At 74.5% G+C, this 23,773-nt stretch carries 16 protein-coding genes; 13 read left to right on the top strand and 3 right to left on the bottom strand.

Annotated features, from left to right (window positions below; translation table 11 throughout):
• Positions 1-357 precede the first annotated feature (357 nt).
• The 9 genes from EV562_RS04795 (at position 358) to EV562_RS04755 (ending at position 18,333) form a co-directional block, all read left to right on the top strand.
• Complete coding sequence (locus tag EV562_RS04795; RefSeq protein ID WP_133885417.1) at positions 358-4,200, top strand: FHA domain-containing protein; 3,843 nt, start codon at positions 358-360, stop codon at positions 4,198-4,200.
• Positions 4,201-4,555: 355 nt separating this feature from the next.
• Positions 4,556-5,953, top strand: coding sequence for an ABC transporter substrate-binding protein (locus tag EV562_RS04790; protein ID WP_133885416.1), 1,398 nt, complete (start codon positions 4,556-4,558; stop codon positions 5,951-5,953).
• A 76-nt stretch (positions 5,954-6,029) separates the two neighbouring features.
• Positions 6,030-7,313: a sugar ABC transporter permease gene (locus EV562_RS04785; protein WP_133886013.1), complete on the top strand. Its 1,284-nt coding sequence runs from the start codon at positions 6,030-6,032 to the stop codon at positions 7,311-7,313.
• Positions 7,310-8,251 carry a carbohydrate ABC transporter permease gene (locus EV562_RS04780; RefSeq protein WP_133885415.1) on the top strand — a complete coding sequence of 314 codons (942 nt, stop codon included), beginning with the start codon at positions 7,310-7,312 and terminating at the stop codon, positions 8,249-8,251. Before EV562_RS04785 ends, EV562_RS04780 begins: the two co-directional genes overlap by 4 nt.
• 166 nt (positions 8,252-8,417) lie before the next feature.
• A complete protein-coding gene (locus EV562_RS04775; protein WP_166661589.1) occupies positions 8,418-10,703 on the top strand; it encodes a bifunctional glycosyltransferase family 2 protein/CDP-glycerol:glycerophosphate glycerophosphotransferase in 2,286 nt (761 codons plus the stop codon).
• A gap of 183 nt (positions 10,704-10,886) precedes the next feature.
• Positions 10,887-13,097, top strand: coding sequence for a bifunctional glycosyltransferase family 2 protein/CDP-glycerol:glycerophosphate glycerophosphotransferase (locus tag EV562_RS04770; protein ID WP_133885413.1), 2,211 nt, complete (start codon positions 10,887-10,889; stop codon positions 13,095-13,097).
• A 4-nt stretch (positions 13,098-13,101) separates the two neighbouring features.
• The gene (locus EV562_RS04765) at positions 13,102-15,339 is read left to right on the top strand and encodes a bifunctional glycosyltransferase/CDP-glycerol:glycerophosphate glycerophosphotransferase (RefSeq protein ID WP_133885412.1); all 2,238 of its coding nucleotides are present in this window, start codon (positions 13,102-13,104) and stop codon (positions 15,337-15,339) included.
• A complete protein-coding gene (locus EV562_RS04760) occupies positions 15,336-16,625 on the top strand; it encodes a hypothetical protein (RefSeq protein WP_133885411.1) in 1,290 nt (429 codons plus the stop codon). Before EV562_RS04765 ends, EV562_RS04760 begins: the two co-directional genes overlap by 4 nt.
• A 154-nt stretch (positions 16,626-16,779) precedes the next feature.
• A complete protein-coding gene (locus EV562_RS04755) occupies positions 16,780-18,333 on the top strand; it encodes a hypothetical protein (protein WP_133885410.1) in 1,554 nt (517 codons plus the stop codon).
• 16 nt (positions 18,334-18,349) lie between these two features.
• Here the strand turns inward: EV562_RS04755 and EV562_RS04750 are convergent, their stop codons facing one another.
• Complete coding sequence (locus EV562_RS04750; protein ID WP_133885409.1) at positions 18,350-18,763, bottom strand: organic hydroperoxide resistance protein; 414 nt, start codon at positions 18,761-18,763, stop codon at positions 18,350-18,352.
• Positions 18,764-18,889: 126 nt separating this feature from the next.
• Here EV562_RS04750 and EV562_RS04745 point away from each other — a divergent pair, with 126 nt between their 5' ends.
• Entirely contained in the window at positions 18,890-19,360 is a 471-nt protein-coding gene (locus EV562_RS04745) for a MarR family transcriptional regulator (RefSeq protein WP_133885408.1), read from the top strand.
• Positions 19,361-19,437: 77 nt separating this feature from the next.
• Positions 19,438-20,418: a UDP-glucose 4-epimerase GalE gene (galE, locus tag EV562_RS04740; RefSeq protein WP_133885407.1), complete on the top strand. Its 981-nt coding sequence runs from the start codon at positions 19,438-19,440 to the stop codon at positions 20,416-20,418.
• Positions 20,419-20,475: 57 nt separating this feature from the next.
• Here the strand turns inward: galE and EV562_RS04735 are convergent, their stop codons facing one another.
• Together EV562_RS04735 and EV562_RS04730 are read right to left on the bottom strand one after the other, a co-directional pair.
• A complete protein-coding gene (locus tag EV562_RS04735; RefSeq protein WP_133885406.1) occupies positions 20,476-20,913 on the bottom strand; it encodes a glutaredoxin domain-containing protein in 438 nt (145 codons plus the stop codon).
• Positions 20,914-21,037: 124 nt separating this feature from the next.
• The gene (locus tag EV562_RS04730) at positions 21,038-21,667 is read right to left on the bottom strand and encodes a TetR/AcrR family transcriptional regulator (RefSeq protein WP_133885405.1); all 630 of its coding nucleotides are present in this window, start codon (positions 21,665-21,667) and stop codon (positions 21,038-21,040) included.
• A gap of 171 nt (positions 21,668-21,838) precedes the next feature.
• Between EV562_RS04730 and EV562_RS04725 the strand changes: the two genes are divergently transcribed.
• Together EV562_RS04725 and EV562_RS04720 are read left to right on the top strand one after the other, a co-directional pair.
• Positions 21,839-22,771 carry an ABC transporter permease gene (locus tag EV562_RS04725; protein ID WP_133885404.1) on the top strand — a complete coding sequence of 311 codons (933 nt, stop codon included), beginning with the start codon at positions 21,839-21,841 and terminating at the stop codon, positions 22,769-22,771.
• Positions 22,764-23,669 (top strand): ABC transporter ATP-binding protein, encoded by a 906-nt coding sequence (locus tag EV562_RS04720; protein ID WP_133885403.1) that lies wholly within the window; start codon positions 22,764-22,766, stop codon positions 23,667-23,669. The genes EV562_RS04725 and EV562_RS04720 overlap by 8 nt, the downstream gene beginning before the upstream one ends.
• Positions 23,670-23,773: the final 104 nt, after the last annotated feature.

Here is a 23,773-nt window from a genome sequence, read left to right as displayed (position 1 = left end):
CTGTCGCAGAACCGGTCGGTCCCAGTCGGACCCAACTGTAGTGCCGCCTCCGCACCACGTTCGAAGGAAAGACGCGCGACCCGGTCCCTTGGTTGCCGCGACCCGTACGTGACCGATCTCAAGCGGACGGCATTCGATCATCCGCAGGGCACCTGTCAGGCATTTTTGGGGGCAGAGCCGACCAATCAAGATCATTTGACGGCGGGCGGCGGGCGCGTTGTCAGTGGCAGGTGCGAGGATGCCTGCAGAACTGGCCGACGTGCTCGTGTGACGGTGGGGGAAGTCCGCGGTGGGGGACCATGGTGGCGGCTTCCGTCCCGGCGCGTGGGCGCCCGCGCGAAGGGACCGCTTACGGCGATGCAGATCCGGCTGACCGTCGTAGACCCGCTGGGCCCGCATGCTTCGGCTGCCCCGGCCGCGTCCGCCGCTTCGGCGGGGGGCCGCGCCGCGCGGTGCGACGTACTCGTCACCGCACCGGCCGGCACCGCCCTGGCCGCGGTCGCCCCGGCGCTGGCCGCCACGCTCCCCGGCGAGACCCCGGGCACCGGTCAGGTGGTGCTGTACGCGGGTGCGCAGCGCCTCGACGCCCAGCGCAGCACCCTGGGCGAGCCTCCGCTGATCGACGGCGCCGTGCTCTGTCTGGGCGCCCCCGGCGAGCCCGACCCGCACGCCGAGCCGGCCGACGTCCCCGCCCAGCTCCACGTGGTCGCGGGTCCCGACGCGGGCGGCGTCCACCTGCTGCACGGCGGCCAGATCAGGCTCGGTCGCTCCGCCGACGCCGACGTCGCGCTCGACGACCCGGACGTCTCCCGCATGCACTGCGCCGTGACCGTCGGTCCCGACGCCCGCGTGTCGGTCGCCGACCTGGGCTCCACCAACGGCACCACCCTGGACGGCACCCGCGTGGGCGGTCGCCCGGTCCGCTTCGCGCCGGGCGCGCTGCTGCGGATCGGCGAGTCGGCGCTGCGGCTGGTGCCGGTGCCCCCGGCGGCGGAGGCACGGGTGGCGACGACGCCGGACGGGGAGGGACACGTACGACTGTCCGGGCTCCGGACGGCCGCCGCGGAGGACGGGGACGGCGACGCGGGGGCCCACACGCGCGTGGCGGACGGGGCGGAGGGGCAGGTGCGCGACGGGGACGGCCGCTCCCGCGCGCGGAGCGCGCCTCCGGGACCCGCGTCCGCGCACGGACCGGCGGGACCGGCCGGAGCGCCGGGACGCGCACCGGAGCACGACGGCACCGCGTCCCACGGGACCGACGGGAGGTCCGCGGCCGACGGCCGGACGCACCACGCGTACGGCTCCTCCCGCTACGCCGCGGGCGGGCCGTCCGCGGGGCCGACGCACGTACCCGGGCAGGGCGGCGCCCCCCGCATCGAGAGCCACGGCACCGGCCCGACGGCGGGCCTGCCCCGGCAGACCCCCGCCGGGGGCGAGACGCACGGCGGCGCGCGGGGCGCGGGGCCGTACGCGGCCGGGGCCTTTGGAGCGGGCGGGTACGGCCCGGGCCCTTCGGCGCCCGGAGCGTACGGAGACGGCACCCGCGACGCGGACGGGTACGGAGGCGGCACCCGCGACGCGGACGGGTACGGAGGCGACACCCGCGACGCGGGCGCGCCCGGGATCGGCTCTCCCGCACCGGCGGCGTACGGGCCGGGCGCGAGCGCGCACGGCGGCCCCGGTGGCCCCTCCGGAGCGGGCGGCCGGGGGGACGGCTCCGGCCCGGACGATCGCACCGGCCGGGAGACCGGCACCGGGCGCGGCGGCGACACCTCCGCGGGCGGGCGCACCGCCCGCGGAGGGACCCCTCTCCCGGGTGCCGACGTGCCGCAGGAGGCGCGCAGGCGCGGTGGGATAGGCGCGTGGGCGCGACGGCTGACCGGCGGGCGCGCGGGCGCCCCGGAGGCCGCCGCGTCCGGCGGTCCCGCGCGCGACGAGGCGGCGCCCGGACCGGCCCCGGCGGCTCCGTCCGGCGTCCCGGGCGCCCGGGAGACCTGGCCGGACCCCGCCTCGCTGCTGCTGACGGCGCTGGGACCGGGGCCGCGGCTGTGGGAGCGCGGCCCGGGCCACCCGGAGGCGCTCACCGTGCGGCTCGGTACGGCCGACCGGGTGGCGCCGGGCGGTGACGCCCCGCTGCCCGCGGTGCCGGTGACGGCCGATCTGCGCGAGGTCGGCGCGCTCGGCCTCGCCGGCCCGCGGGAGCGTCTGGCCGGGCTGGCCCGCTCGGTGCTGGCGCAGCTCGCCGCGCTGCACTCGGCCGACACCCTGGAGATCGTGCTGATCAGCGCGGACCGTTCCCGGCCTCTCGCCGAGCGCAGCGCCGAGTGGTCCTGGCTCGGCTGGCTGCCGCAGGTGCGCCCGGGACACGGCCAGGACTGCCGCCTGCTGCTGGCCCACGACCGCGAGCAGGCCACGGCCCGCGCCACCGAGCTCCTCCGGCGCCTGGACGACCACCTCGCCGACGAGAACCGGCCCGGTGCCCGCCCGGGGGACGCGGACGCGACCACCGCGGCCCCCGCCACCGGGGCCGTCCGGCCGCAGCCCTCCTGGGCCCGCGCCGGCGACGGGAGCGGCGACGGGACCGATCCCACCGGCGGCTTCACCGGGCCCTGGACCGTGCTCGTCGTGGACGGGGACCCCGGCGGTGCCGACGTGCGCGAGGCGGTGGCCCGGCTGGCCCTGGAGGGACCGCGGGCCGGTGTCCACGTCGTGTGCCTCGCCGAGACGGCCGCCGCCTCCCCCTCCTCCCCGGTGACCCGGACGTACGAGGCGGCCTGCGCGGTGTCGCCGGTGTTCCGGGAGTGCGGTGCCGTGGCGCTGCTCAGCGGCGACGTGGCGACGACCCTGCGGCTGCTGCGCGTCGCCCGTACGGCCGCGCATCCGGGCCCGGGCGCCCCGGCCGCACCCGCCGGGCCGGTCGGTCACGGCACCCTCGGCACGGTGGACGCCGTCTCCCCGGCCTGGGCCGAGCGGTTCGCGCGCGCCCTGGCCCCCCTGCGCACCGACGGCGCCGGCACCGGCGGCGAGCACCACGCGCGCGTGTCCGCGCCCCTCCCCCAGGCGGCCCGGCTCCTGGACGAGCTGGGCCTGGCCCGCGCCACCCCGGCCTCGCTGATGGCCCGCTGGGCCGCCGCGGCCGACGACACGGAGTCCCTCGGGGGACGCGCGCAGGCGGTGCTGGGCGCCGGTCCGCGCGGCCCCGTCCTGGTCGACCTGGCCGCCGAGGGACCGCACCTGCTGGTCGAGGGCCCGCCCGGCAGCGGCCGCACCGAGCTGCTGCGGGCGCTGGTCGCGTCGCTCGCCTCGGCCGAGCGCCCCGACCGGCTCGGTGTCGTCCTGATGGACGGCCGCGACAGCGTGAGCGCGGGCGGCGCCCACGGCGAGGGTCTGCGCGTGTGCACGGACGTCCCGCACGTCACCACCCACCTCACCGCCAACGACCCCGTGCGGATGCGGGAGTTCGCCCAGTCCCTGAGCGCCGAGCTGAAGCGCCGTGCCGAGCTGCTCGGGCGGTCGGACTTCGCCGAGTGGCACACCGGCCGCGAGGTGTCGGGCCGGCTCGTCGCCCAGCGCACCCCGACGACGGGGACGCCCGCGCAGGTCTGCGACTCCGGGGACGTCGAGTCCCCGCCCAGCTCCACCCTGCGGCTGCGGCCCGCCGCCAAGCGCCGCACGGGGCCGGTCCCGCCCCTCCCCCGCCTGGTCGTCGTCGTGGACGACCTCGACGCCCTCGTGGCTCCCCCGCTCGGCTCCCCCGGGCGGCCCGCGGCGGGGTCGGTCGTGCGGGCGCTGGAGGCCGTCGCGCGGGAGGGTGAGCGGCTCGGCGTCCACCTGGTCGCCGCCACCGCTCCCGGGGGACGCACGGACCGCACCGAGCCCGCCCTGCGCGCGGCCCTCCGCGCCACCCTGGACGCGCCCGTGCCCGGGCCGGACGAACCGGCGCCCGGCCGGGGGCGGTTGACCCACCCGGACGGCCGCGCCGTGGCCTTCCAGGGCGGCCGGGTCACCGGCCGTATCCCCCGCACGGCGACCCTGCGCCCCACGGTGGTCGCCCTGGAGTGGCACCGCATGGGCGACCCGCCCACCCGCCGCCCGGTCCGCGAACTGGGCAACGGACCGACCGACTTGGCCCTGCTGGCCAGCGCCCTGGAGCGGGCGGCACGGGAGGTCTCGGCGGCCGAGGTCCCGTCGCTCCTCTGACGCCGGACCCTGCGACCCGGCCCGTCCGGCGCCCGGGGCCGAAGCCGCCCCGGGTCTCGGCGGGGCCCGGCGCGGCCCGGCGCGGCGCGGCACGGCGCGGCACGGCACGGCGCGGCGCGGCACGGCGCGGCACGGCACGGCGCGGCACGGCACGGCGCGGCGCGGCGCGGCGCGGCGCGGCGCGGCAGCCCCCGGGACGCCCGCCGCCGGGCCGGGTTTCCGATCACGGTCACGACGCGGTCACGATCCCCCCGTCGACCACGGACGCGCCCTTGCCGCCCTCACCCCCCTGGCGTACACCAGAGCGCACGGGAGAGCGCCGAGCGTTCGACGAGGAACGAAGAACGGGGCAGTAATGCGCACGAGCAGCACCATCCGGACACGCGGAAGCGTCAAGAGGACCACCAGGACGGCAGCCACCCTCGCCGCGGGAGCGCTCGCGCTCTCGCTCACCGCGTGCGGCGGCGGCGATGACGACAACGGCGGCGGCGACAAGGGCGACAAGGGCGGCGACAAGACGCCGGCCGCCTCCGTCACCCTCCCGAAGCTGGACGGCGAGAGCCTGGAGGTCGCCGCCGTCTGGACGGGCACCGAGCAGGAGAACTTCAAGAAGGTCCTCGCGGAGTTCGAGAAGCGCACGGGCGCCAAGGTGACCTTCGTGCCCGCCCAGGACCCGATCATCAACTTCCTCGGTTCGAAGATCGCGGGCGGCGCCCCGCCGGACGTGGCGATGCTTCCGCAGCCCGGCGCCATCAAGCAGGCCGTCGACAAGGGCTGGGCCAAGCCGCTGAGCGCCGAGGCGACCAAGGAGCTCGGTGAGAACTACTCGCAGGGCTGGCAGGACATAGGCAAGGTCGACGGCAAGCAGTACGGCGTGTACTACAAGGCCGCCAACAAGTCGCTGATCTGGTACAACGCGCAGGTCTTCGAGAACGCGGGCGCCGCCGAGCCCAAGACCTGGGACGAGCTGCTCGACACCGCCCAGATGATCTACGACTCCGGCGTCGCCCCGTTCTCCGTGGGCGGCGCGGACGGCTGGACGCTCACCGACTGGTTCGAGAACGTCTACCTGTCGCAGGCGGGCCCGGAGAAGTACGACCAGCTCGCCAAGCACGAGATCAAGTGGACGGACCCGTCCGTGAAGGAGGCCCTGACCACCCTCGCGGAGATCTGGGGCAAGAAGGACTTCGTCGCGGGCGGTGCGTCCGGCGCCCTCCAGACGGAGTTCCCGGCCTCGGTGACGCAGACCTTCACCGGCGGTGACCAGCCCAAGGCGGGCATGGTCTACGAGGGCGACTTCGTCCAGGTCAACATCGGTGAGACGAAGGCGAAGGTCGGTACCGACGCGAAGGTGTTCCCGTTCCCGGCCGTGGGCGACACCGCGCCGGTGGTGTCCGGCGGCGACGCGGCCGTGGTCTTCAAGGACTCGAAGGCGGCGCAGGCGCTGGCCACCTGGCTGGCCTCGCCGGACGCGGCGGGGATCCAGGCGAAGCTCGGCGGGTTCCTCTCGCCCAACAAGAGCATCGACTCCTCGGTGTATCCGAACGAGGTGCAGAAGAAGATCGCCGAGGCGCTGGTCGCGGCCGGCGACGACTTCCGCTTCGACATGTCCGACCAGGCCCCGCAGGCCTTCGGCGGCACCCCGGGCAAGGGCGAGTGGAAGACGCTGCAGGACTTCCTGAAGAACCCGAAGGACGTCGCGGGCGCCCAGGCGAAGCTGGAGGCGGACGCGGCCGCCGCCTACGGGGGCTGACGCGATGACGTCGGCCACGGCGGCCAAGGCCCCGCGGGGCACCGCCGCCCCCCAGTCACCCAAGTCGCGCAGGAGCGTGACCGGCACCCGCAGGTCCGTGGCGGCGCTGTTCCTGCTGCCCGCCCTGGTGCTGCTCGGCGCGCTCGTGGTCTACCCGATCGGGTACTCGCTGATCCGCAGCTTCTACGACCAGTCCGGCGACTCCTTCGCCGGGTTCGACAACTACGAGACGCTGTTCACCGACGACGGCATCCGCACCGCCCTGAAGAACAACATCATCTGGGTGGTGTTCGCGCCGACGGTCGCCACCGCGCTGGGTCTGATCTTCGCGGTGCTGACCGAACGCATCCGCTGGGGCACCGCGTTCAAGCTGGTCGTCTTCATGCCGATGGCGATCTCGATGCTCGCGGCCGGCATCATCTTCCGCCTGGTGTACGACCAGGACCCGGACAAGGGCGTCGCCAACGCGGTGTGGGTCGGCGTGCACGACACGTTCGCCGAGTCGTCCGCGTTCCCGAAGGCGCACCCGGGCCGCGACTCGCCGCTGAAGCCCGCCGGCGGGGGCGCGTTCGTCACGAAGCAGCCGGTCCGCTCGGGCACCCCCGTCGTCCTGCCCCTCGTCGGCGTCGCCCCCGACCTGATGCCCGACGACGCGAAGAAGGCCGCGGTGCCCGAGCCCGCGGACGGCGAGGTCACCGGCACCACCTGGCAGGACTTCACCCGCGGCAAGGGCGTCGGCAGGCTCGGCGGCGTCGACGCGGCCGAGCTGGGCTACGCCGGGATGAAGATCGAGGCGGTCAAGGACGGCGAGGTCGTCGCGACGGCCACGGCCGCCGGGGACGGCACGTTCACCCTGCCCGCGGCGGCCGACGGGGCACTGCTCAGACTGCCCGCCGACAACTTCAAGGAGCCGTACAACGGCCTGAACTGGCTCGGCCCCTCCCTCGTCACTCCGGCGATCATCGGATCGTACGTGTGGATGTGGGCGGGTTTCGCGATGGTGCTGATCGCGGCGGGCCTGGCCGGGGTGCCCAGGGAGCTGCTCGAAGCCGCCCGGGTGGACGGCGCCAACGAGTGGCAGGTCTTCCGGCGGGTCACGGTGCCGCTGCTGGCGCCGGTCCTCGCGGTCGTGGTCGTCACCCTGATGATCAACGTCCTGAAGGTCTTCGACCTGGTCTTCATCATCGCTCCGGGCTCCTCCCAGGACGACGCGAACGTGCTCGCCCTGGAGCTGTACCGCAAGGGCTTCGCCTCCGACCAGCCGGGCGTCGCCAGCGCCATCGCGGTCTTCCTGCTGCTCCTGGTCATCCCGGTGATGTGGTTCAACGTACGGCGACTTCGGCGGGAGGTGCGGCGATGACCGCGGACGCGGGTTCCCTCACGGGAACCGGAACCGGGCCCGGTAGCGGGGCCGCCGCCGGGACACCCGGCGGGACCGTGAAGGCGAGGCAGTCGCTCGGGTCCCGGCTCGTCGAGGCCCTCAGCGGCGGGCTGGTCCGGGTGTTCCTGATCGTGGTGGCCCTGTTCTGGCTGGTCCCGACGATCGGGCTGCTGCTGTCCTCGCTGCGCACCCCCCAGGACATGGCGGCGAGCGGCTGGTGGAAGGTCTTCACCGAACCGTCCCAGCTGACCTTCCAGAGCTACGAGGAGCTGCTGAAGAACGGCGACATCACCTCCTCGCTGCTCAACACCGCGCTGATCACCGTTCCCGCGACCGTCCTGGTCGTGGTCATCGGGGCACTGGCCGGATACGCCTTCGCGTGGATGGACTTCCCGGGCCGCGACTGGTGGTTCCTGGCGGTGGTCGGGCTGCTCGTGGTGCCCGTGCAGGTGGCCCTGATCCCGATCGCCGAACTCTTCGGCAAGATCGGCCTGTTCGGTTCGATGCTCGGCGTGATCCTCTTCCACGTCGGCTTCGGCCTGCCCTTCGCGGTGTTCCTGCTGCGGAACTTCTTCGCGGAGATCCCGAGGGAGCTGCTGGAGGCGGCCCGCCTGGACGGGGCGGGCGAACTGCGGCTGTTCGCGCGGGTGGTGATGCCGCTCGGCGGGCCCGCGATCGCGAGCCTGGGCATCTTCCAGTTCCTGTGGGTGTGGAACGACATGCTGGTCGCGCTGATCTTCTCGGACTCCGACAGCCAGCCGATCACGGTCGCCCTGCAGACCCAGGTACGGCAGTTCGGCAACAACATCGACGTGCTGGCCCCGGGGGCGTTCATCTCCATGGTCGTCCCGCTGGCCGTGTTCTTCGCGTTCCAGCGGCAGTTCGTCTCCGGCGTGATGGCGGGCGCCGTCAAGTAGCGGACCCCACACCACCCTTGAGAGGGGGCGGACCGGTCACCGGTCCGCCCCCTCATCCGTACGGGCACAACGTCCCCCGAATGCCCCGGGGGCCGTAACCAAGTCGCTCCGGCGGCCGTTGCCGGGCAGAAGCCCGCACCGATCCCGCCGACCCATGGATGTCCCCGTGCCCCGGTTCAGTGTCATCGTCCCCGCGTACCAGGTGCAGGCGTATCTGCACGCGTGCCTGGAGTCGGTGCTGGCCCAGTCGTACCCGGACTTCGAGGTGATCGTGGTCGACGACTGCTCGCCGGACGCCTGCGGCGCGATCGCCGACGGCTTCGCCGCCCTCGATCCGCGCGTGCGCGTCGTCCGCCTGCCGCGCAACGAGGGCCTGGGCCCCGCCCGCAACGCCGGGATGGAGCGGGCGTGCGGCGACTACCTGGTCTTCCTCGACGGCGACGACACCCTCACCCCGCACGCGCTGCGGAGCATCGCCGACCGGATCAAGGAGACCGGCGAGCCGGACGTCCTGGTCTACGACTACGCGCGTACGTACTGGACCGGCGAGACGGTCCGCAACCAGGCCGCCGCGCACCTCACCGAGCAGGGCCCGGCGCCGTTCCGGCTCGCCGACCGGCCGGGGCTGCTGAAGCTGCTGATGGTGGCCTGGAACAAGGCGGTGCGGCGGGAGTTCGCCGAGCGCGAGGGCCTCGTCTTCCCGCCGGGGTACTACGAGGACACGCCGTGGACGTACCCGGTCCTGATGACGGCGGGGTCCGTCGCCACCCTGGACCGGGTCTGCGTGCACTACCGGCAGCGCCTGCGGGGCAGCATCCTCGGCACGCCGAGCGCGCGGCACCTGGACGTGTTCACGCAGTACGACCGCGTCTTCGCCTTCCTGCGCTCGCGCATGGAGACGCACCCCGGGGAGCGGCCGGAACTGGCCCGCTGGCGACCGCTGCTGTACCGCCGCATGGCCGACCACCTGACGACGGTGTACACCCGCCCCGACCGCCTCCCGCACGCCCTGCGCGCCGAGTTCCTGCGCCGGGCCCGCGTCCACTGCCGCCGCTACCGGGTGCCCGGCGCCCCCGCCCCGCTGCCCGTCCGTCTCCGCCACGCTCTGCTCCGCCTCGGCCTGCGCCGCACCTACGGAGCCCTGCGCCTGGCGTCGGCCCTGCGCCGCCGTACGGCTCGGGCGGGCGCGGGTCTGCTGCGCGCCGCCCGGTCCCGCGCCCTGCGCCTGCACTACCGCGTCCAGCGCTGCCTCCCGCTCCGCGCCGACCGCGCCGTCTTCGCCGTCGAGGGGAACCGGGGGTACGGGCGCGACCCGGGCGCGCTGGAGGAGGCGTTCCGCCGTCTCGCGCCGCACGTGCGCACGGCGTGGGCCGCCGACCCCGTGCACCACCACACCGTCCCGCCCGGTACCCGCCGGCTGGCCGCCGGCACGGCCGCCCACTGGACGGCCCTGGCCCGCTCCCGCTACCTGGTGTGCGACGCGGCCTTCGCCGCCGGGCTGGTCAGGCGCCGGGGTCAGGTCCTGGTCCAGACGCAGGCCGGGACGCCGCTCAAGCACATGGGCCTGGACCTCCAGGAGCGCCCGGCCGTCGGGCGCGGCACCGACTTCGCCCGGCTGCTGCGCGAGACCGGCACCTGGGACTACGTGGTCTGCGCCAACCGCCACTCCACCCTGACCTGGGAACGCGTGCACCCCGGTGACTGGACCGCCCTGGAGTGCGGCCAGCCGCGCACCGACGCGCTCCAGCGGGCGACGGCGGCGGACGTGGCCCGGCTGCGCGGGACCCTCGGCATCCCCGAGGGCACGGTCGCGATCCTGTACGCGCCCACCCACCGCGACTACCGGCGCACCCAGCGCGCCGCCCTGGACCTGGACCGCGTCGTGCGCCGCCTCGGTCCGCGCTTCATGGTGCTGGCCCGCGCCCACCCCCGTCACGGCGGGCCGCTCACCGCGTCGGGCGGCCGGGTGCTGGACGTGAGCGACCACCCGCACGTGGAGTCCCTCTGCCTGGCGTCGGACGTGCTGGTCACCGACTACTCGTCCCTGATGTTCGACTACGTGGGCCTGGACCGCCCGGTCGTGCTGCACGCCGACGAGCCGGAGGCGTTCGAGGCGGTCCGCGGCACCTACGTCGACCTGCGTTCCTTCCCGCCGGGAGCGATCGCGCGGGACGAGGACGAGCTGATCGGCGTGTTCGCGAGCGGCGACTGGCACGGCACCCGGACCGCCCGGCTGCGGGCCGCCTTCCGCGAGCGCTTCTGCCCGTACGACGACGGCCGGGCCGCCGACCGCGTCGTACGCCGCGTCGTCCTGGGCGAGAGCGGCCTGCCGCCGGTCGTGCCGCTCGCCGAGCGCCGCCCCGCGCCCTCCGCCGCCGCGGCCCTCGCGCGCCCTCCGCTGACCACGGTGCCGCAACCCGCGGGGCCCCGCACCGTCACCGACAGCCTCTGACCACCGTTGGTCCTCCGGGAGTCCCCATGCCCCGCAGTTCGTCGCGGCCCACTCCGACCCGGCCGCCCACGTGGCGGCCCGCGGGACGGCCGGGCCGAGGGCGCGGCCCGCAGGGGTCTCCCGCCGGACCGGGACGGACCGGTCCCGGGTGCGTCGGACCAGGATCACGAGAGAAAGAGCAGCATGCCCCGCTTCAGCATCATCGTCCCGTCCCATGGGGTCGCGGGGCGGCTCTCCCAGGCACTGGACTCGGTCCTCGGCCAGTCCTTCGGCGACTTCGAGCTGATCCCGGTCTGCGACGGCCCGGACTCCGCCGCGGCGGACGTGGCCGGTGAGCACGCCGGGCGGGACTCCCGGGTGAGGCCGGTGCACTCGCCGCCGTCCGCCGGTCTCGCCGGGGCGCGCAACGCCGGGATGCGGGCGGCGACCGGCGCGTACCTGCTGTTCCTCGACGGCGACGACGTCCTGGTGCCGGGGGCGCTGGCGGCGCTGGACGCGCGCCTTGCGGACACCGGCGGCGTCGACGTCCTCTACTTCGAGTACGAGCGCGTGCCCTGGTGGGAGGGCGAGACCACCAACCCGGCCGCCCCGCTGCTGGCCAAGGCCCCGGGCGGCGCCTTCACCCCCGACCGCGCCCCGCAGCTGTCCGGCGTGCACCTGCCCGCGTGGAGCGCGGTCCACCGCCGTACCTTCCTCGCCGAGCGCGGGCTCGACTTCCCCGGCGGGCACTTCACGGACGTCGGCTTCGGCGCCCGGGTCGCGGTGCGCGCCGAGCGCGTGGCGGTCCTGCGTTCCGTGGTCGTGCGGCACCGGGTGCGGCGTCAGGGCAACCGGCTGAACCTGCCCGGCGGGCACCACGCGGACCTGCTCGACCAGACCGAGTCGGCGCTCGTGTACGCCGCCGAGCGCGGTCTGCCGGCCGAGCGGTACGGCCCGCTGTTCGAGCAGCTCTTCGCGGCGGTCCTGAAGACGGCCGTCCACCCCCGGCGCCTGACCCGCCGGGAGCGGCGCGCCTTCTACCGCCGGGCGAGCCGGCTGTACCGGCGCCACCGGCCCGCGGGCTTTCGGCCGCCGGGCGGACGGCTCGGTGTGCAGCACCGGCTGCTGGCGTCGGGCTCGTACACCGGCTTCCGCGCCCTGCGCGCCGCCAACCGCGCGGTGACCGGTGTCCTGAGCCGCCTGCCGTGGCCGCGAGGGCTGCGCACCCGCCTGTTCTACCGCCGCCACCTGCGCCGTCCGCTCGACCCCGGCCTGGCGGTGTACTGCGCCTACTGGGGCCGCGGCTACGCCTGCAACCCGGCCGCGATCCACGCCAAGGCCCGTGAACTCGCCCCGCACATCAGGTCGGTGTTCCTGGTCGAGCCGGACCAGGCGCACACCGTGCCGAAGGACGTCGAGCACGCCGTCATCGGCAGCCGGCGCTACTGGGAGGTACTGGCCCGCGCCACGTACCTGGTGAACAACGCCAACTTCGCCGAGGGCGTCGTCAAGCGCCCCGGCAGCGTGCACGTGCAGACGCAGCACGGCACGCCGCTGAAGACGATGGGCGTGGACCAGTCGCCGTACCCGGTGGTGGCGGCGGCCACCGGCAGCTTCACCAAGCTCCTGGGCCGGGTGGACCGCTGGGACTACAACCTTTCCGCCAACCGGCACTCCACCCGGACGTGGGAGCGGGCCTTCCCCGGCTCCTACGAGCACCTGGAGTACGGCTATCCGCGCAACGACGTCTACGTGACGGCGACCGCCGAGGACGTGGCCCGCGTCCGGCGCGAGCTGGGCGTCCCGGAGGGGAAGACGGCCGTCCTGTACGCGCCCACGCACCGGGACTGGGAGACCGGTTCCGAGGCGGCGGGCCTCGATCTGGAGGCGTTCTGCGAGGCGGCCGGCGAGGACGTGGTGGTGCTGTCGCGCGCCCACTACTTCCACGACCGCGGCGGCAGCCGGCAACGCACCGGCCGGGTCATCGACGTGACCGCGCACCGCTCCTCGGAGGACGTGTGCCTGGCCGCGGACGCGCTGATCACGGACTACTCGTCGATCATGTTCGACTACGCCAACCTGGACCGCCCGATCGTCGTGTACGCCGACGACTGGGACGTCTACCGGGAGACCCGCGGCGTCTACTTCGACCTGCCGGCGGCCCCGCCGGGACCGGTGGCGCGCACGCCGCAGGAGCTGGCCCGCGTCTTCGCCGACGGCACGTACGCGGACGCAGGTTCGGCGGCGCTGCGGGCGGCGTTCCGGGAGCGGTTCTGCGAGTTCGACGACGGCCGGGCCGCCGAGCGCGTCGTGCGCCGGGTGCTGCTCGGCGAGCCGCCCGAGGCACTGCCGCCGGTGACCCCGCTCGCGGAGCGCGTCCCGGCCCCCGCCGCCGCCACCCTCGTAAGGAGCTGACCCCGTGCCCCGCTTCAGCGTCATCGTCCCCTGCTTCAAGGTGCAGGGTTTCCTGCGCGAGTGCCTCGACTCGGTCCTGGACCAGTCCTTCCGGGACATCGAGGTGATCGCCGTCGACGACTGCTCGCCGGACGGTTCCGGCGCGATCCTCGACGAGTACGCGGCCCGCGACGACCGGGTGCGGGTGCTGCACCTGGAGGAGAACGTCGGCCTCGGCCGGGCCCGCAACGCCGGGATGCCGCACGCCACCGGCGACTACCTCTTCTTCCTCGACAGCGACGACAGCCTCACCCCGGGCGCCCTGCGCGCCATGGCCGACCGGCTCGCGGAGACGGACGACCCGGACGTCCTGGTGTTCGACTACGCGCGCACCTACTGGTGGGGCGGCACCCGGCGCAACGCCCTCGCCCGGGTACTGGCCGAGGCGGGCGACGGCACGTTCACGGCGGCCGGGCACCCCGAGATCCTCGACCTGCTGATGGTGGTGTGGAACAAGGTCTACCGCCGCGACTTCGTCGAGCGGGAGGGCTTCGCCTTCCCGCCGGGCTACTACGAGGACACGCCCTGGACCTTCCCGGTCATGTTCAGCGCGGAGCGGATCGCAGCGCTGGACCGCATCTGCCTGAACTACCGGCAGCGCCGCCAGGGCAACATCCTGTCCACCACCAGCCGCAAGCACTTCGACGTGCACGCGCAGTACGAGCGGGTCTTCGCCTTCCTCGACGCCCGCCCCCACCTGGCGGACCGGTGGCGTCCGTTCCTGCACGCCAAGATGGGCGAGCACTGCCTGGACATCCTGTCCAAGCCCGACCGGCTGCCGCCGTCCGACCGGGCCGAGTTCTTCCACCGCACCGCCAAGATGTTCCGCGCCCACCGGCCCGAGGGCGCGCCGGTCCCGGCCGAATTGCGGGTGCTGGAGGGGCCGTACGCCGTCTACCGGTTGCGCCGGGAGACGGGGAGGGCGGCGCGGGAGCTGGAGCGCCGGACGCGGCAGGTGCGCGGCGCGGCCGCCGGGCGGGCGCGCCGGGCCGCGACCGCGGTGCTTCCCCGCCGTCCGCTCGACCCGGACCTCGTCGTGTACTCGGCGTTCTCCCACCGGGGCGTCATGGGCGACCCCGCGGCGATCCACCGCGCGGCCCGCGCACTCGCCCCGCACCTGCGCGGGGTGTGGGTGGTGCGCGACGAGGAGTGCGCGGCGGACCCGGCCCTGGTGCCGCCGGGCACGGAGCACGTGGTGCTGGGCAGCGCCGCCTACCGCCGGGTGACCGAGCGGGCGGCGTTCTTCGTCAACAACGTCAACTGGCCCGGCACCGTGGCCAAGCGGGACGGCAGCGTCCACATCCACACCCACCAGGGCACCCCGCTCAAGTACATGGGCGTCGACCTGCTGGGCAGGCCCGGCGCCCGGCTGGGCGTCGACGTGCCGCAGATGCTGCGCCGGGCCGACCGCTGGGACCACAGCCTGGTCGCGGGCCGGTACGCGGAGCGCGTGTGGGAGCGGGCCTACCCCTGCCACTTCACGTCCGCGCGCACCGGCAGCCCGCGCAACGACGTCCTGGTGAACGCCGGCCCCGAGGACGGCCGCCGGGTCCGCGAGCGGCTCGGCGTCCCCGACGGGCACACCGTCGTGCTGTACGCGCCGACCCGCCGCGAGTACCGGCGCGGGGGGCTCGTCGAGCGCCTCGACCCGGCCCGGCTCGCCGCCGACCTCGGCGCGGACCACACCCTGCTGGTGCGGCTGCACCCCTCCCTCGCCACCGGCCCGGCACGCGGCCTGGGCCTCGCGGAGCTGCACCGGCGGGGCGTGGTGATCGACGCCACGGACGAACCGCACGTGGAGGACCTGATGCTCGCCTCCGACCTGCTGATCACCGACTACTCCGCCCTGATGTTCGACTACGCCCTGCTGGACCGCCCGATCGTGATCCACGCCGACGACTGGGGCCCGTACACGGCGACGCGCGGCACGTACTTCGACATCACCGAGGAGGCGCCCGGGCACGTCTCGCGCAGCTACCGGGAGCTGGCGTGGCTGCTGGCGTCCGGGGCGTGGCGGGACGAGGAGGCGGGCCGGCTGCGGGCGGCCTTCCGGTCCCGGTACTGCGAGTACGAGGACGGCCGGGCCGCCGAGCGGGTGGTGCGGACGCTGCTGCTGGGCGAGCCGATGCCCGAGCCGGAGCCGTCCGGCGTCCCGGGCGCCCGCGGCGTCCCGTCCGGACGCGACCTGCTGCCCTCCACATGAGACCCCGCGGCTGGGTGCTGGTCGTCGCCGCCGTGTTCGCCGTGCTCCAGCTCGCGAACGTCACCGGCCGGGACACCCCCGACACCAAGAACTACCTGTCGTACGCGCTGAGCCTGACCGGTGAGGGCAAGCGCGCGGCGGCGACGGCCACCATCGACTACGTGTGCGCGAGCCGGGCGGAGCACGCGAAGCGGGACCAGAGCGTGCACGTGGTCCGCTTCCACCGCCCCGACCCCACCGACGAGGTGGTGGCGGCGTGCCGTGCGCAGGAGTGGGCGGTGGTGGGGCCGCGGCTGGCGGCCGGGCAGACCGGCGGGCACACCGTGCCGTACATGCCGGAGCGCTTCATGCGGATCTTCGAGGCACGGCCGGGCTACCCGGCTTTCCTGGTGCCGTTCGTCCTGGCCTTCGGGGCGACGTGGGGCCTGTGGGCGGCGGGGGTCGTCATCGCGTGCGCGGGCGGGGTCCTGGTCTTCCTGGTCCTGCGGACCCTGGCGGTCCCGGTGCCGCTCGCCCTGACCGGGCAGGCGCTGTACTACGTGCTGCCGTGCGGGACGACCGCGATGCGCCCGATGGCCGAGGGCCTGCTGATGGCGCTCACGCTGGCGGCCGTGTGGGGCTGCGCGCTGGTGCTGCGTGCGGGGCGGCCGCGGGCCGGTCTCGCGGTGGTCGCCGGTTCGCTGCTCGCCCTGTTCACGGTCAAGCACTCCCAGGCGCTGTTCCTGGGCCTCGGCCTGGCGGCGGCGGGCGCGCTGATCGTCCTGCGGGGCCGCCGGCGACCGCGGCGGGGCGTTCCGGTGCCGCGGGGGGTGCCGGCGCTCGCGGCCGTGGGACTGGCCGGCGCGGCCGCCACCCTGCTGCTGGCGTGGCTGCTGGACTACCCCTCCGAGGCGGACAGCCTCCAGGACCTGCTCACCGGTCACTTCGCCCGTCCCGACCGGACGCGTCCGTGGCCGGAGTTCTGGCAGTTGCAGGGCAACTTCTGGGTGGAGTGGCTGCGCAGGCAGGCCTGGCAGCCGCTGTTCGCGGCGGCGCTGGCCGCCGGGGCGTGGGGCGCGCTGCGGCGCGGGGGTGCGGTCGGCGTCTTCCTGGTCGCGGCGGCGTTCACCGGAATCCTGACCCAGGCCGCGCATCCGGACATCAACATCTGGGGCGAGCGGCTGATCGTGCTGGCGTGGCTGCTGCCGGTGGTGGGAGTGCCGCTGCTGCTGGAACCGGTGGTGCGGGGCGGCCGGCTGCCGCTGCCCGCGCAGGGGCAGCCGGAGCGGGCGGACTCGGTGGGCTGAGCGGACGTGGTGGGCCGGGCGGGCGCGGTGGACCGAGCGGGCCCGGTGGACCGGGCGGCTGAGCATCACCCGTTGAGGTGACTTGGGGTCATGGGCGGGACCCCACCGGGAACATACGGCAAATGTCCAGAATGCCCTTTACCGTCACCGTGCTGTGAGCGCCGGCGTCCTCGTCCGGCGGCCCGCGCGCGGTGCGACGGCGCTGCGCGGCGGCCGCACCTGGCGCCCCACCCCGTTCCAGCTCGCCGGTTTCTGCTTCTTCCTCGTGATGACGCTGGCGTACTGGGCGGTGCCGCTGTGCTGCGACGCCGGTCAGCACGCGGCCGTCGTCGAGCGCCTCAAGGCCGACCTCCTTCACCCGCGTCACCCGATGGCGGACCTGCCGGGTGCGGGCAGCGCGTACTACTCGCCGTACGCGGTGGCCCAGGGCGTGTTCGCCCGGCTGACGGGGCTGGGCGGCTGGGAGGTGGTGCGGCTCGCCGGGCCGCTGAACCTGCTGGTGCTGCTGACCGGCCTGAACCGCTTCGTCCGGGTGCTGAGCCCCCGGCCGTGGGCGCCGGTGCTGGCGCTGGGCGCGATGACGCTGCTGTGGGGCACCGAGCGGGCCTGGTGGAGCGGCTACCTCGGGCTGATGTCGATGACGGGCAACCTCGGCTATCCGTCGACGTTCGCGATCGGGCTCACCTTCTGGGTCTGGGCGCTGACCGGGGCACGGGCCCGCGACGGGCGCCGGGTGCGGTACGTGGGCCCGGGCGGACTGCGCGGACTGCCCGGCTACGCGGGTCTCGGCGTCCTGTACGGCCTGATCCTGCTGGTCCACCCGATCACCGCGGTGGCGGCGGTGATCGGCGCGGTGGCGCTGGTGGCCGGGTGGCAGGACGGGTGGCGCGGGCCGGTCGTGGGGCGGTGGGCGCTGACGGCGGCCGTGGCGGCGGGGGTGGCGGGCGGCTGGCCGTACTTCGACGTGTTCGCGCTGGCGGGCGACGACAGCGTGGACGGGATGCACCGGGTCCTGTACCTCCACCTGCCCGGGGAGTTCTGGCTGGCGCTGCTCGGCCTGCCGGCCCTGTGGGCACGCGGGCGCCGCTCGCCGAGGGACCCGCTGGTGCTGCTGTTCGCGCTGGACTGCGCGGTGGTGGCGTACGGCTGGTTCAGCGGCCACTACACCTACGGCCGGATCCTCGGCCTCACGCTGGTGCCGGCGCAGTTCGCCCTGGCGGTGGAGCTGGCGGCGCCCCGACCGTGGCCGCGGTGGCGGGCGGCGCTGGGCTCGGCCGCGACGGCCGGCGCCCTGCTGGGGTTCCTCACGGTCCACGCGGGGGCGGTCGTGCCGCGCGCCCTGGACCCGGTCGGTTTCGAGCAGCCGCCCCACTGGCCGGCGTACGCGTGGGCGGCCCGGCACATCGGCCCCGGCGAGGCCGTGATCACCGACGGTTACTACGCGGGGCACGCCATCGCCGGGTACGGCCCCGACCTCGCGGCGCCCGCCTGGCCCGACCCGTCGCTGGACGAACGGGTGCGCGGGCGGCGGGCCGCCGACGTCCGGGCGTACCTCGCGGCGGACTCGACCCGCGCCGAGCGCGCCGCCGTCGTCCGCCGCTACCACGTCCGCTGGCTGCTGCTGACCCGCTGGCACCCGGTGCCCGAGGAGGCGGTGGTGGTGGCGTGGAGCGAGCGGACGGGCGAGGTGCTGGCGCGGGTCGGGTGAGCGACCCCGGCGGGGACTACTCGACGACGAGATCGACCGGGATGTTGCCACGGGTGGCGTTGGAGTACGGGCAGACCTGGTGGGCCTGCTCGACCAGCTTGCGGCCGGTCTCCTCGTCGACCCCCTCGGGCAGCTCGACCCGGAGCGTGACGGCGAGCGCGAAGCCCTCGCCCTGCTTGCCGATGCCGACCTCGGCGGTCACCGCGGCGTCGCTGACGTCGACCTTCGCCGCCCGGCCGACCAGGCCGAGGGCGCTGCCGAAACAGGCGGCGTAGCCGGCGGCGAACAGCTGCTCGGGGTTGGTGCCCTGGCCGTTGCCGCCCATCTCGACGGGGATGCCGAGGGCGAGGTCGACCTTGCCGTCGGAGCTGACGGTACGGCCGTCACGGCCGTGGGTGGCGGTGGCGGCGGCGGTGTAGATCGCGTCCATGGGAAACCGGCCCTTTCGGAGGGAAGCTGCGTTGCCTGACATCTGTCCGACACCCACAAGTAGAGCACACGATTAAATTGCGCACAACTAAATGATGCACAATTCCTGTCGGTTACGCTGGGGAGCATGACCACGCCCGCATCCGACTGGCTCCGCCTGGACCAGCAGATCTGCTTCTCCCTGAACGCCGCGTCGCGCGCCTTCGGCAGCGTCTACCGCGTGGTCCTCAAGGACCTCGGGCTCACCTACCCGCAGTACCTGGTGATGCTGGTGCTGTGGGAGCACGGCGAGCTGCCCGTGAAGAAGCTCGGTGAGCACCTGCGCCTCGACTCCGGGACCCTGTCGCCCCTGCTCAAGCGGCTGGAGGCGACCGGTCTGGTGCGGCGCGAGCGCAGCGTGCGCGACGAGCGGTCGGTGGAGGTGCGGCTGACCGGGGAGGGCGCGGCACTGCGCGAGCGGGCCGTCGAGGTGCCGCGCAGGATCGCCGCGGCGACCGGCCTGGACCTGGCCGAGATCCAGGACCTGGGCGCCCGCCTCGACCGGCTCACGAGGGCCCTGGACGCGTACGGCACCGGCCCGGGCCCCGTACCGTCCTGACGGGTGCCGGCGTCCGGCGAGGGCCGGGATGACGGATCATGGGTACCGAGAACCACCGAACGAAGGGGACGGCCGCAATGACCTGGCTGATCACCGGCGGCGCCGGATACATCGGGGCGCACGTCGTAAGGGCGATGACCGAGGCGGGCGAGAAGGCCGTGGTCTACGACGACCTGTCGACCGGCATCGCCGACCGCGTGCCCGACGGCGTCCCCCTGGTGGTGGGCTCGGTCCTGGACGGCGAGCGGGTCGCCCGCGCCCTGGCCGACCACTCCGTCACCGGTGTCGTCCACCTGGCCGCCAAGAAGCAGGTCGGCGAGTCGGTGGACCTGCCGCTGCACTACTACCAGCAGAACGTGGAGGGGCTGCGGGTCCTGCTGGACGCGGTCACGAAGGCCGAGGTCCCGTCCTTCGTCTTCTCCTCCTCCGCCGCCGTGTACGGCATGCCCGACGTCGACCTCGTGACCGAGGAGACGCCGTGCGCACCCATGTCGCCCTACGGCGAGACCAAGCTGGCCGGCGAGTGGCTGGTCCGGGCCGCCGGCAAGGCGTCGGGCCTGGCCACGGCGTCCCTGCGGTACTTCAACGTGGCGGGCGCCGCGAGCCCGGAGCTGGCGGACACCGGCGTCTACAACCTGGTCCCGATGGTCTTCGAGAAGCTGACGGAGTCCGCGGCCCCCCGGATCTTCGGCGACGACTACGCGACGCCGGACGGCACCTGCGTGCGGGACTACATCCACGTGGTCGACCTGGCCGAGGCCCACGTGGCCGCGGCCCGCGCCCTGCAGGCCTCCCCGGGCCGCACCCTCACCCTCAACATCGGCCGGGGCGAAGGCGTCTCCGTCCGCGAGATGATCGACCGCATCAACGCCCTGACCGGCTACGGCCGGCCCCCGACGGTCACGCCCCGCCGCCCCGGCGACCCGGCCCGCGTCGTCGCCTCGGCCGACCACGCCGCCGTCGAGCTGGACTGGAAGGCCAAGTACGACGTCGAGGACATGATCACGTCGGCGTGGGCGGGCTGGGTGCGACTCCACCCGGAGGCGGCCCGGGACTGACCTCCGGACGGGGCGCGGGGCGCCGACGCCGGGTCACCGGGTCACCGGGTCACCGGGTCACCGGGACGAGGAGACCTGCTCGCGTACCCACGCCGGGTCGGGGTTGGTGTACGGCCGGCCCGCCACGAACAGGGTGGGCACGGTCTCGTTGCCGTCGTTGGCCTCCCGCACCAGCTCCGCCCCGGCCTCGTCCCGCCAGATGTCGACCCAGTACAGCCGCCGCGCCTTGCGGCCCAGCCGGATGCGCAGCCGCATGCAGTAGGTGCACCCCGGCCGCCAGAAGACGACCGGCCGGCCGTCGACGGCGCTGCGCCGCCGCGCCTCCAGCGCACCGATCGGCCTGGGGAAGAGCAACGGCGAGGTCATCGCCGCCAGCACTACGAACAGCACCACCATCACGGTGCCCGTGCCAGGCCGCCCCTGGACGAACGGCCCGGTCGCGGCACCCGCTCCAGCGATCAGCAACAGCACGGGATTCGTCCACGCGCGCCTCATGCCCACCCCTCCCCCGGTGACGGCGGACCCGGCCCGCCGTCCCGCGGCGGCCCGCCTGCCGAGCCGCCTGCTCCGGTCGGCATTATCGGCGAACCCGCCCGCTTGCCCGGAGGTTCGGGCCCGCTCAGAGCGCCTTCAAGCCCTCCGCCGTGGCCCGTGCCAGCGCGGCCAGGTAGCCCTTCGGCAGCTTCGGGCTCCGGACGACCACCGAGCGCCAGTACAGCGGGCCCGAGATCAGGTCCAGGGCGAGGTCGGTGTGCACGGCGGGGCCCAGCTCGCCGCGTTCCGCCGCCGCCGCGAGGATCTTGCTGGCGACGCCGTCCTGGCCCTCGCGCAGGGTCTTCTGCAGTGCCTCGGCGATGTCGGGATTGCGGGCCGCCTCCGCCTGGAGGTCGGGGATGATCTGCGAGGCCACCGGGTGGCGCAGGGCTCGGGACGTCACCTCGTACAGCAGGCGCAGGTCGCCCTCCAGGGAACCGGTGTCCGGCGCCGGGAGCCCCTGGACGGCCAGGGCCGAGACGACGTCGAGCACCAGGTGCAGCTTGGAGCGCCAGCGCCGGTAGACGGCGGTCTTGCCGACGCCCGCGCGGCGCGCGATGCCCTCGATGGACACGCGGGCGTAACCGACCGCCGCGAGCTCCTCGAAGACCGCCGCCCGGATGGCCTCCGTCACGTCCTCACGGAGCACCGCCGCCCCGGCGGGGGCCCTGCGGCGCGGGCGCGGCGGCTCGTCGGCGGCGGCGTTGGTCGTCATGCGCGTCAAGCATAGGGCGTCACGACGAAACGGTTGCGTTCCGGCGTCATCACGCCCTACGCTCACGTAACGACGATACGGTGCCGTCCCGACGTAAGTGAATCCACGCGGTCACCCAGGTGAACGACGGGCGTCGCCTCTCGCCCCCTCCCCCGAGCGAAAGCACCGGATGTGAGCCAGGTCCTCGATCCACCGACCCCGACAGCGGCCCCGGCCGCCGCGGCAGCGGCCGACACCGACCTCGCGGCACTCGCCGCCCGCCACGGCCTGTCGGTCAGCGGCGCCCGCCCCTCCCTGCCCCAGTACGTCCGTCAGCTGTGGGCGCGCCGGCACTTCATCGGCGCCTTCTCCACCGCCAAGCTCACCGCCCAGTACAGCCAGGCCAAGCTGGGTCAGGTCTGGCAGGTGATGACGCCCCTGCTCAACGCGGCGGTGTACTACCTCATCTTCGGCATGCTGATGAACACCAGCCACGGGGTGGAGGACTTCGTCCCGTTCCTGGTCACCGGCGTGTTCATGTGGACGTTCACGCAGAGTTCGATCATGGCGGGCACCCGGGCCGTCTCCGGCAACCTCGGCCTGGTGCGGGCCCTGCACTTCCCGCGTGCGGCACTGCCGGTGTCGTTCTGCCTCCAGCAGCTCCAGCAGCTGCTGTTCTCGATGGGCGCCCTGGTCCTGATCCTGCTGGCCTTCGGCGTGCCGCCCGCCCCGTCCTGGGTGCTCGCGGTCCCGGCGCTGGCGCTGCAGTTCGTGTTCAACACGGGCGTGTCGATGGTCATGGCCCGGGTGGGTTCGAAGATCCCGGACATGGCCCAGCTGATGCCGTTCCTGCTGCGCACCTGGATGTACGCCTCGGGCGTCATGTTCAGCATCCATCACATGACCGGTCCGGACAGCGGTCTGCCGTCCTGGGTCGGCCCGCTGCTCCAGGTCAACCCCGCCGTCGTCTACATCGACCTGATGCGGTTCGCGCTCATCGACAGCTTCGGCGGCGACATGCTGCCGGACCACGTCTGGGCCCTGGCCCTGGGCTGGGCGCTGGTCGCCGGGATCGGCGGCTTCATCTACTTCTGGAAGGCCGAGGAGACGTACGGTCGTGGCTGACAGCACCCCCGCCGAGCGGGTACCCACCGTCATCGCCGACGGCGTCGACATCGTCTACCGGGTCAACGGCACCGGCGCGGGCCGCGGCTCCGCCACCGCCGCCCTCAACCGCATCCTGCGCCGGAAGAAGACCGAGAAGGCGGCGGGCGTGCGCCGGGTGCACGCCGTGAAGAACGTGTCCTTCGTGGCGTACCGGGGCGAGGCCATCGGCCTCATAGGCACCAACGGCTCGGGCAAGTCGACGCTGCTCAAGGCCGTCGCCGGCCTGCTCCCGGTGGAGAACGGCCGCATCTACACCGACGGGCAGCCCTCCCTGCTCGGCGTCAACGCCGCCCTGATGAGCGACCTCACCGGCGAGCGCAACGTGTACCTCGGCGGCCTGGCGATGGGCATGTCCCGCGCGCAGATCAAGGAGCGGTACCAGGAGATCGTCGACTTCTCCGGGATCAACGACAAGGGCGACTTCATCACCCTGCCGATGCGCACGTACTCCTCCGGCATGGCCGCCCGGCTGCGCTTCTCCATCGCCGCCGCCAAGGACCACGACGTCCTCCTGGTCGACGAGGCGCTGGCCACCGGCGACCGCTCCTTCCAGAAGCGCTCCGAGGAACGCATCCGGGAGCTGCGCCGGCACGCCGGCACGGTGTTCCTGGTCAGCCACAGCAACAAGTCCATCCGCGACACCTGCGACCGGGTGCTGTGGCTGGAGCGCGGCGAGCTGCGGATGGACGGGCCGACGGACGAGGTGCTGAAGGAGTACGAGAAGTTCACCGGCGGACCGGACCGGTCGGCCAAACCCAAGGCCGCACCCAAGGCTGCGCCCAAGGCCGCACCCACGGCCGCAGCCGGGGCCACAGCTGGGGCCACAGCTGGGGCCGCACCAAAGACCGCACCTTGAGGCCGCAGCCGGGGCGACGCCCCAGGCGGCTCCCGAGGCGGCGTCCGAGCCGAAGGCGGTCGCGTGAGGGTTCCGTCCCCCGGGAGGCGTACGCTCCCGCCCCA

Source organism: Streptomyces sp. BK208 (genome assembly GCF_004364245.1).
Classification (GTDB): Bacteria; Actinomycetota; Actinomycetes; order Streptomycetales; family Streptomycetaceae; genus Streptomyces.
Note: the sequence above shows the minus strand (reverse complement) of the source record. Positions and strands in the feature narration are given on the sequence as shown.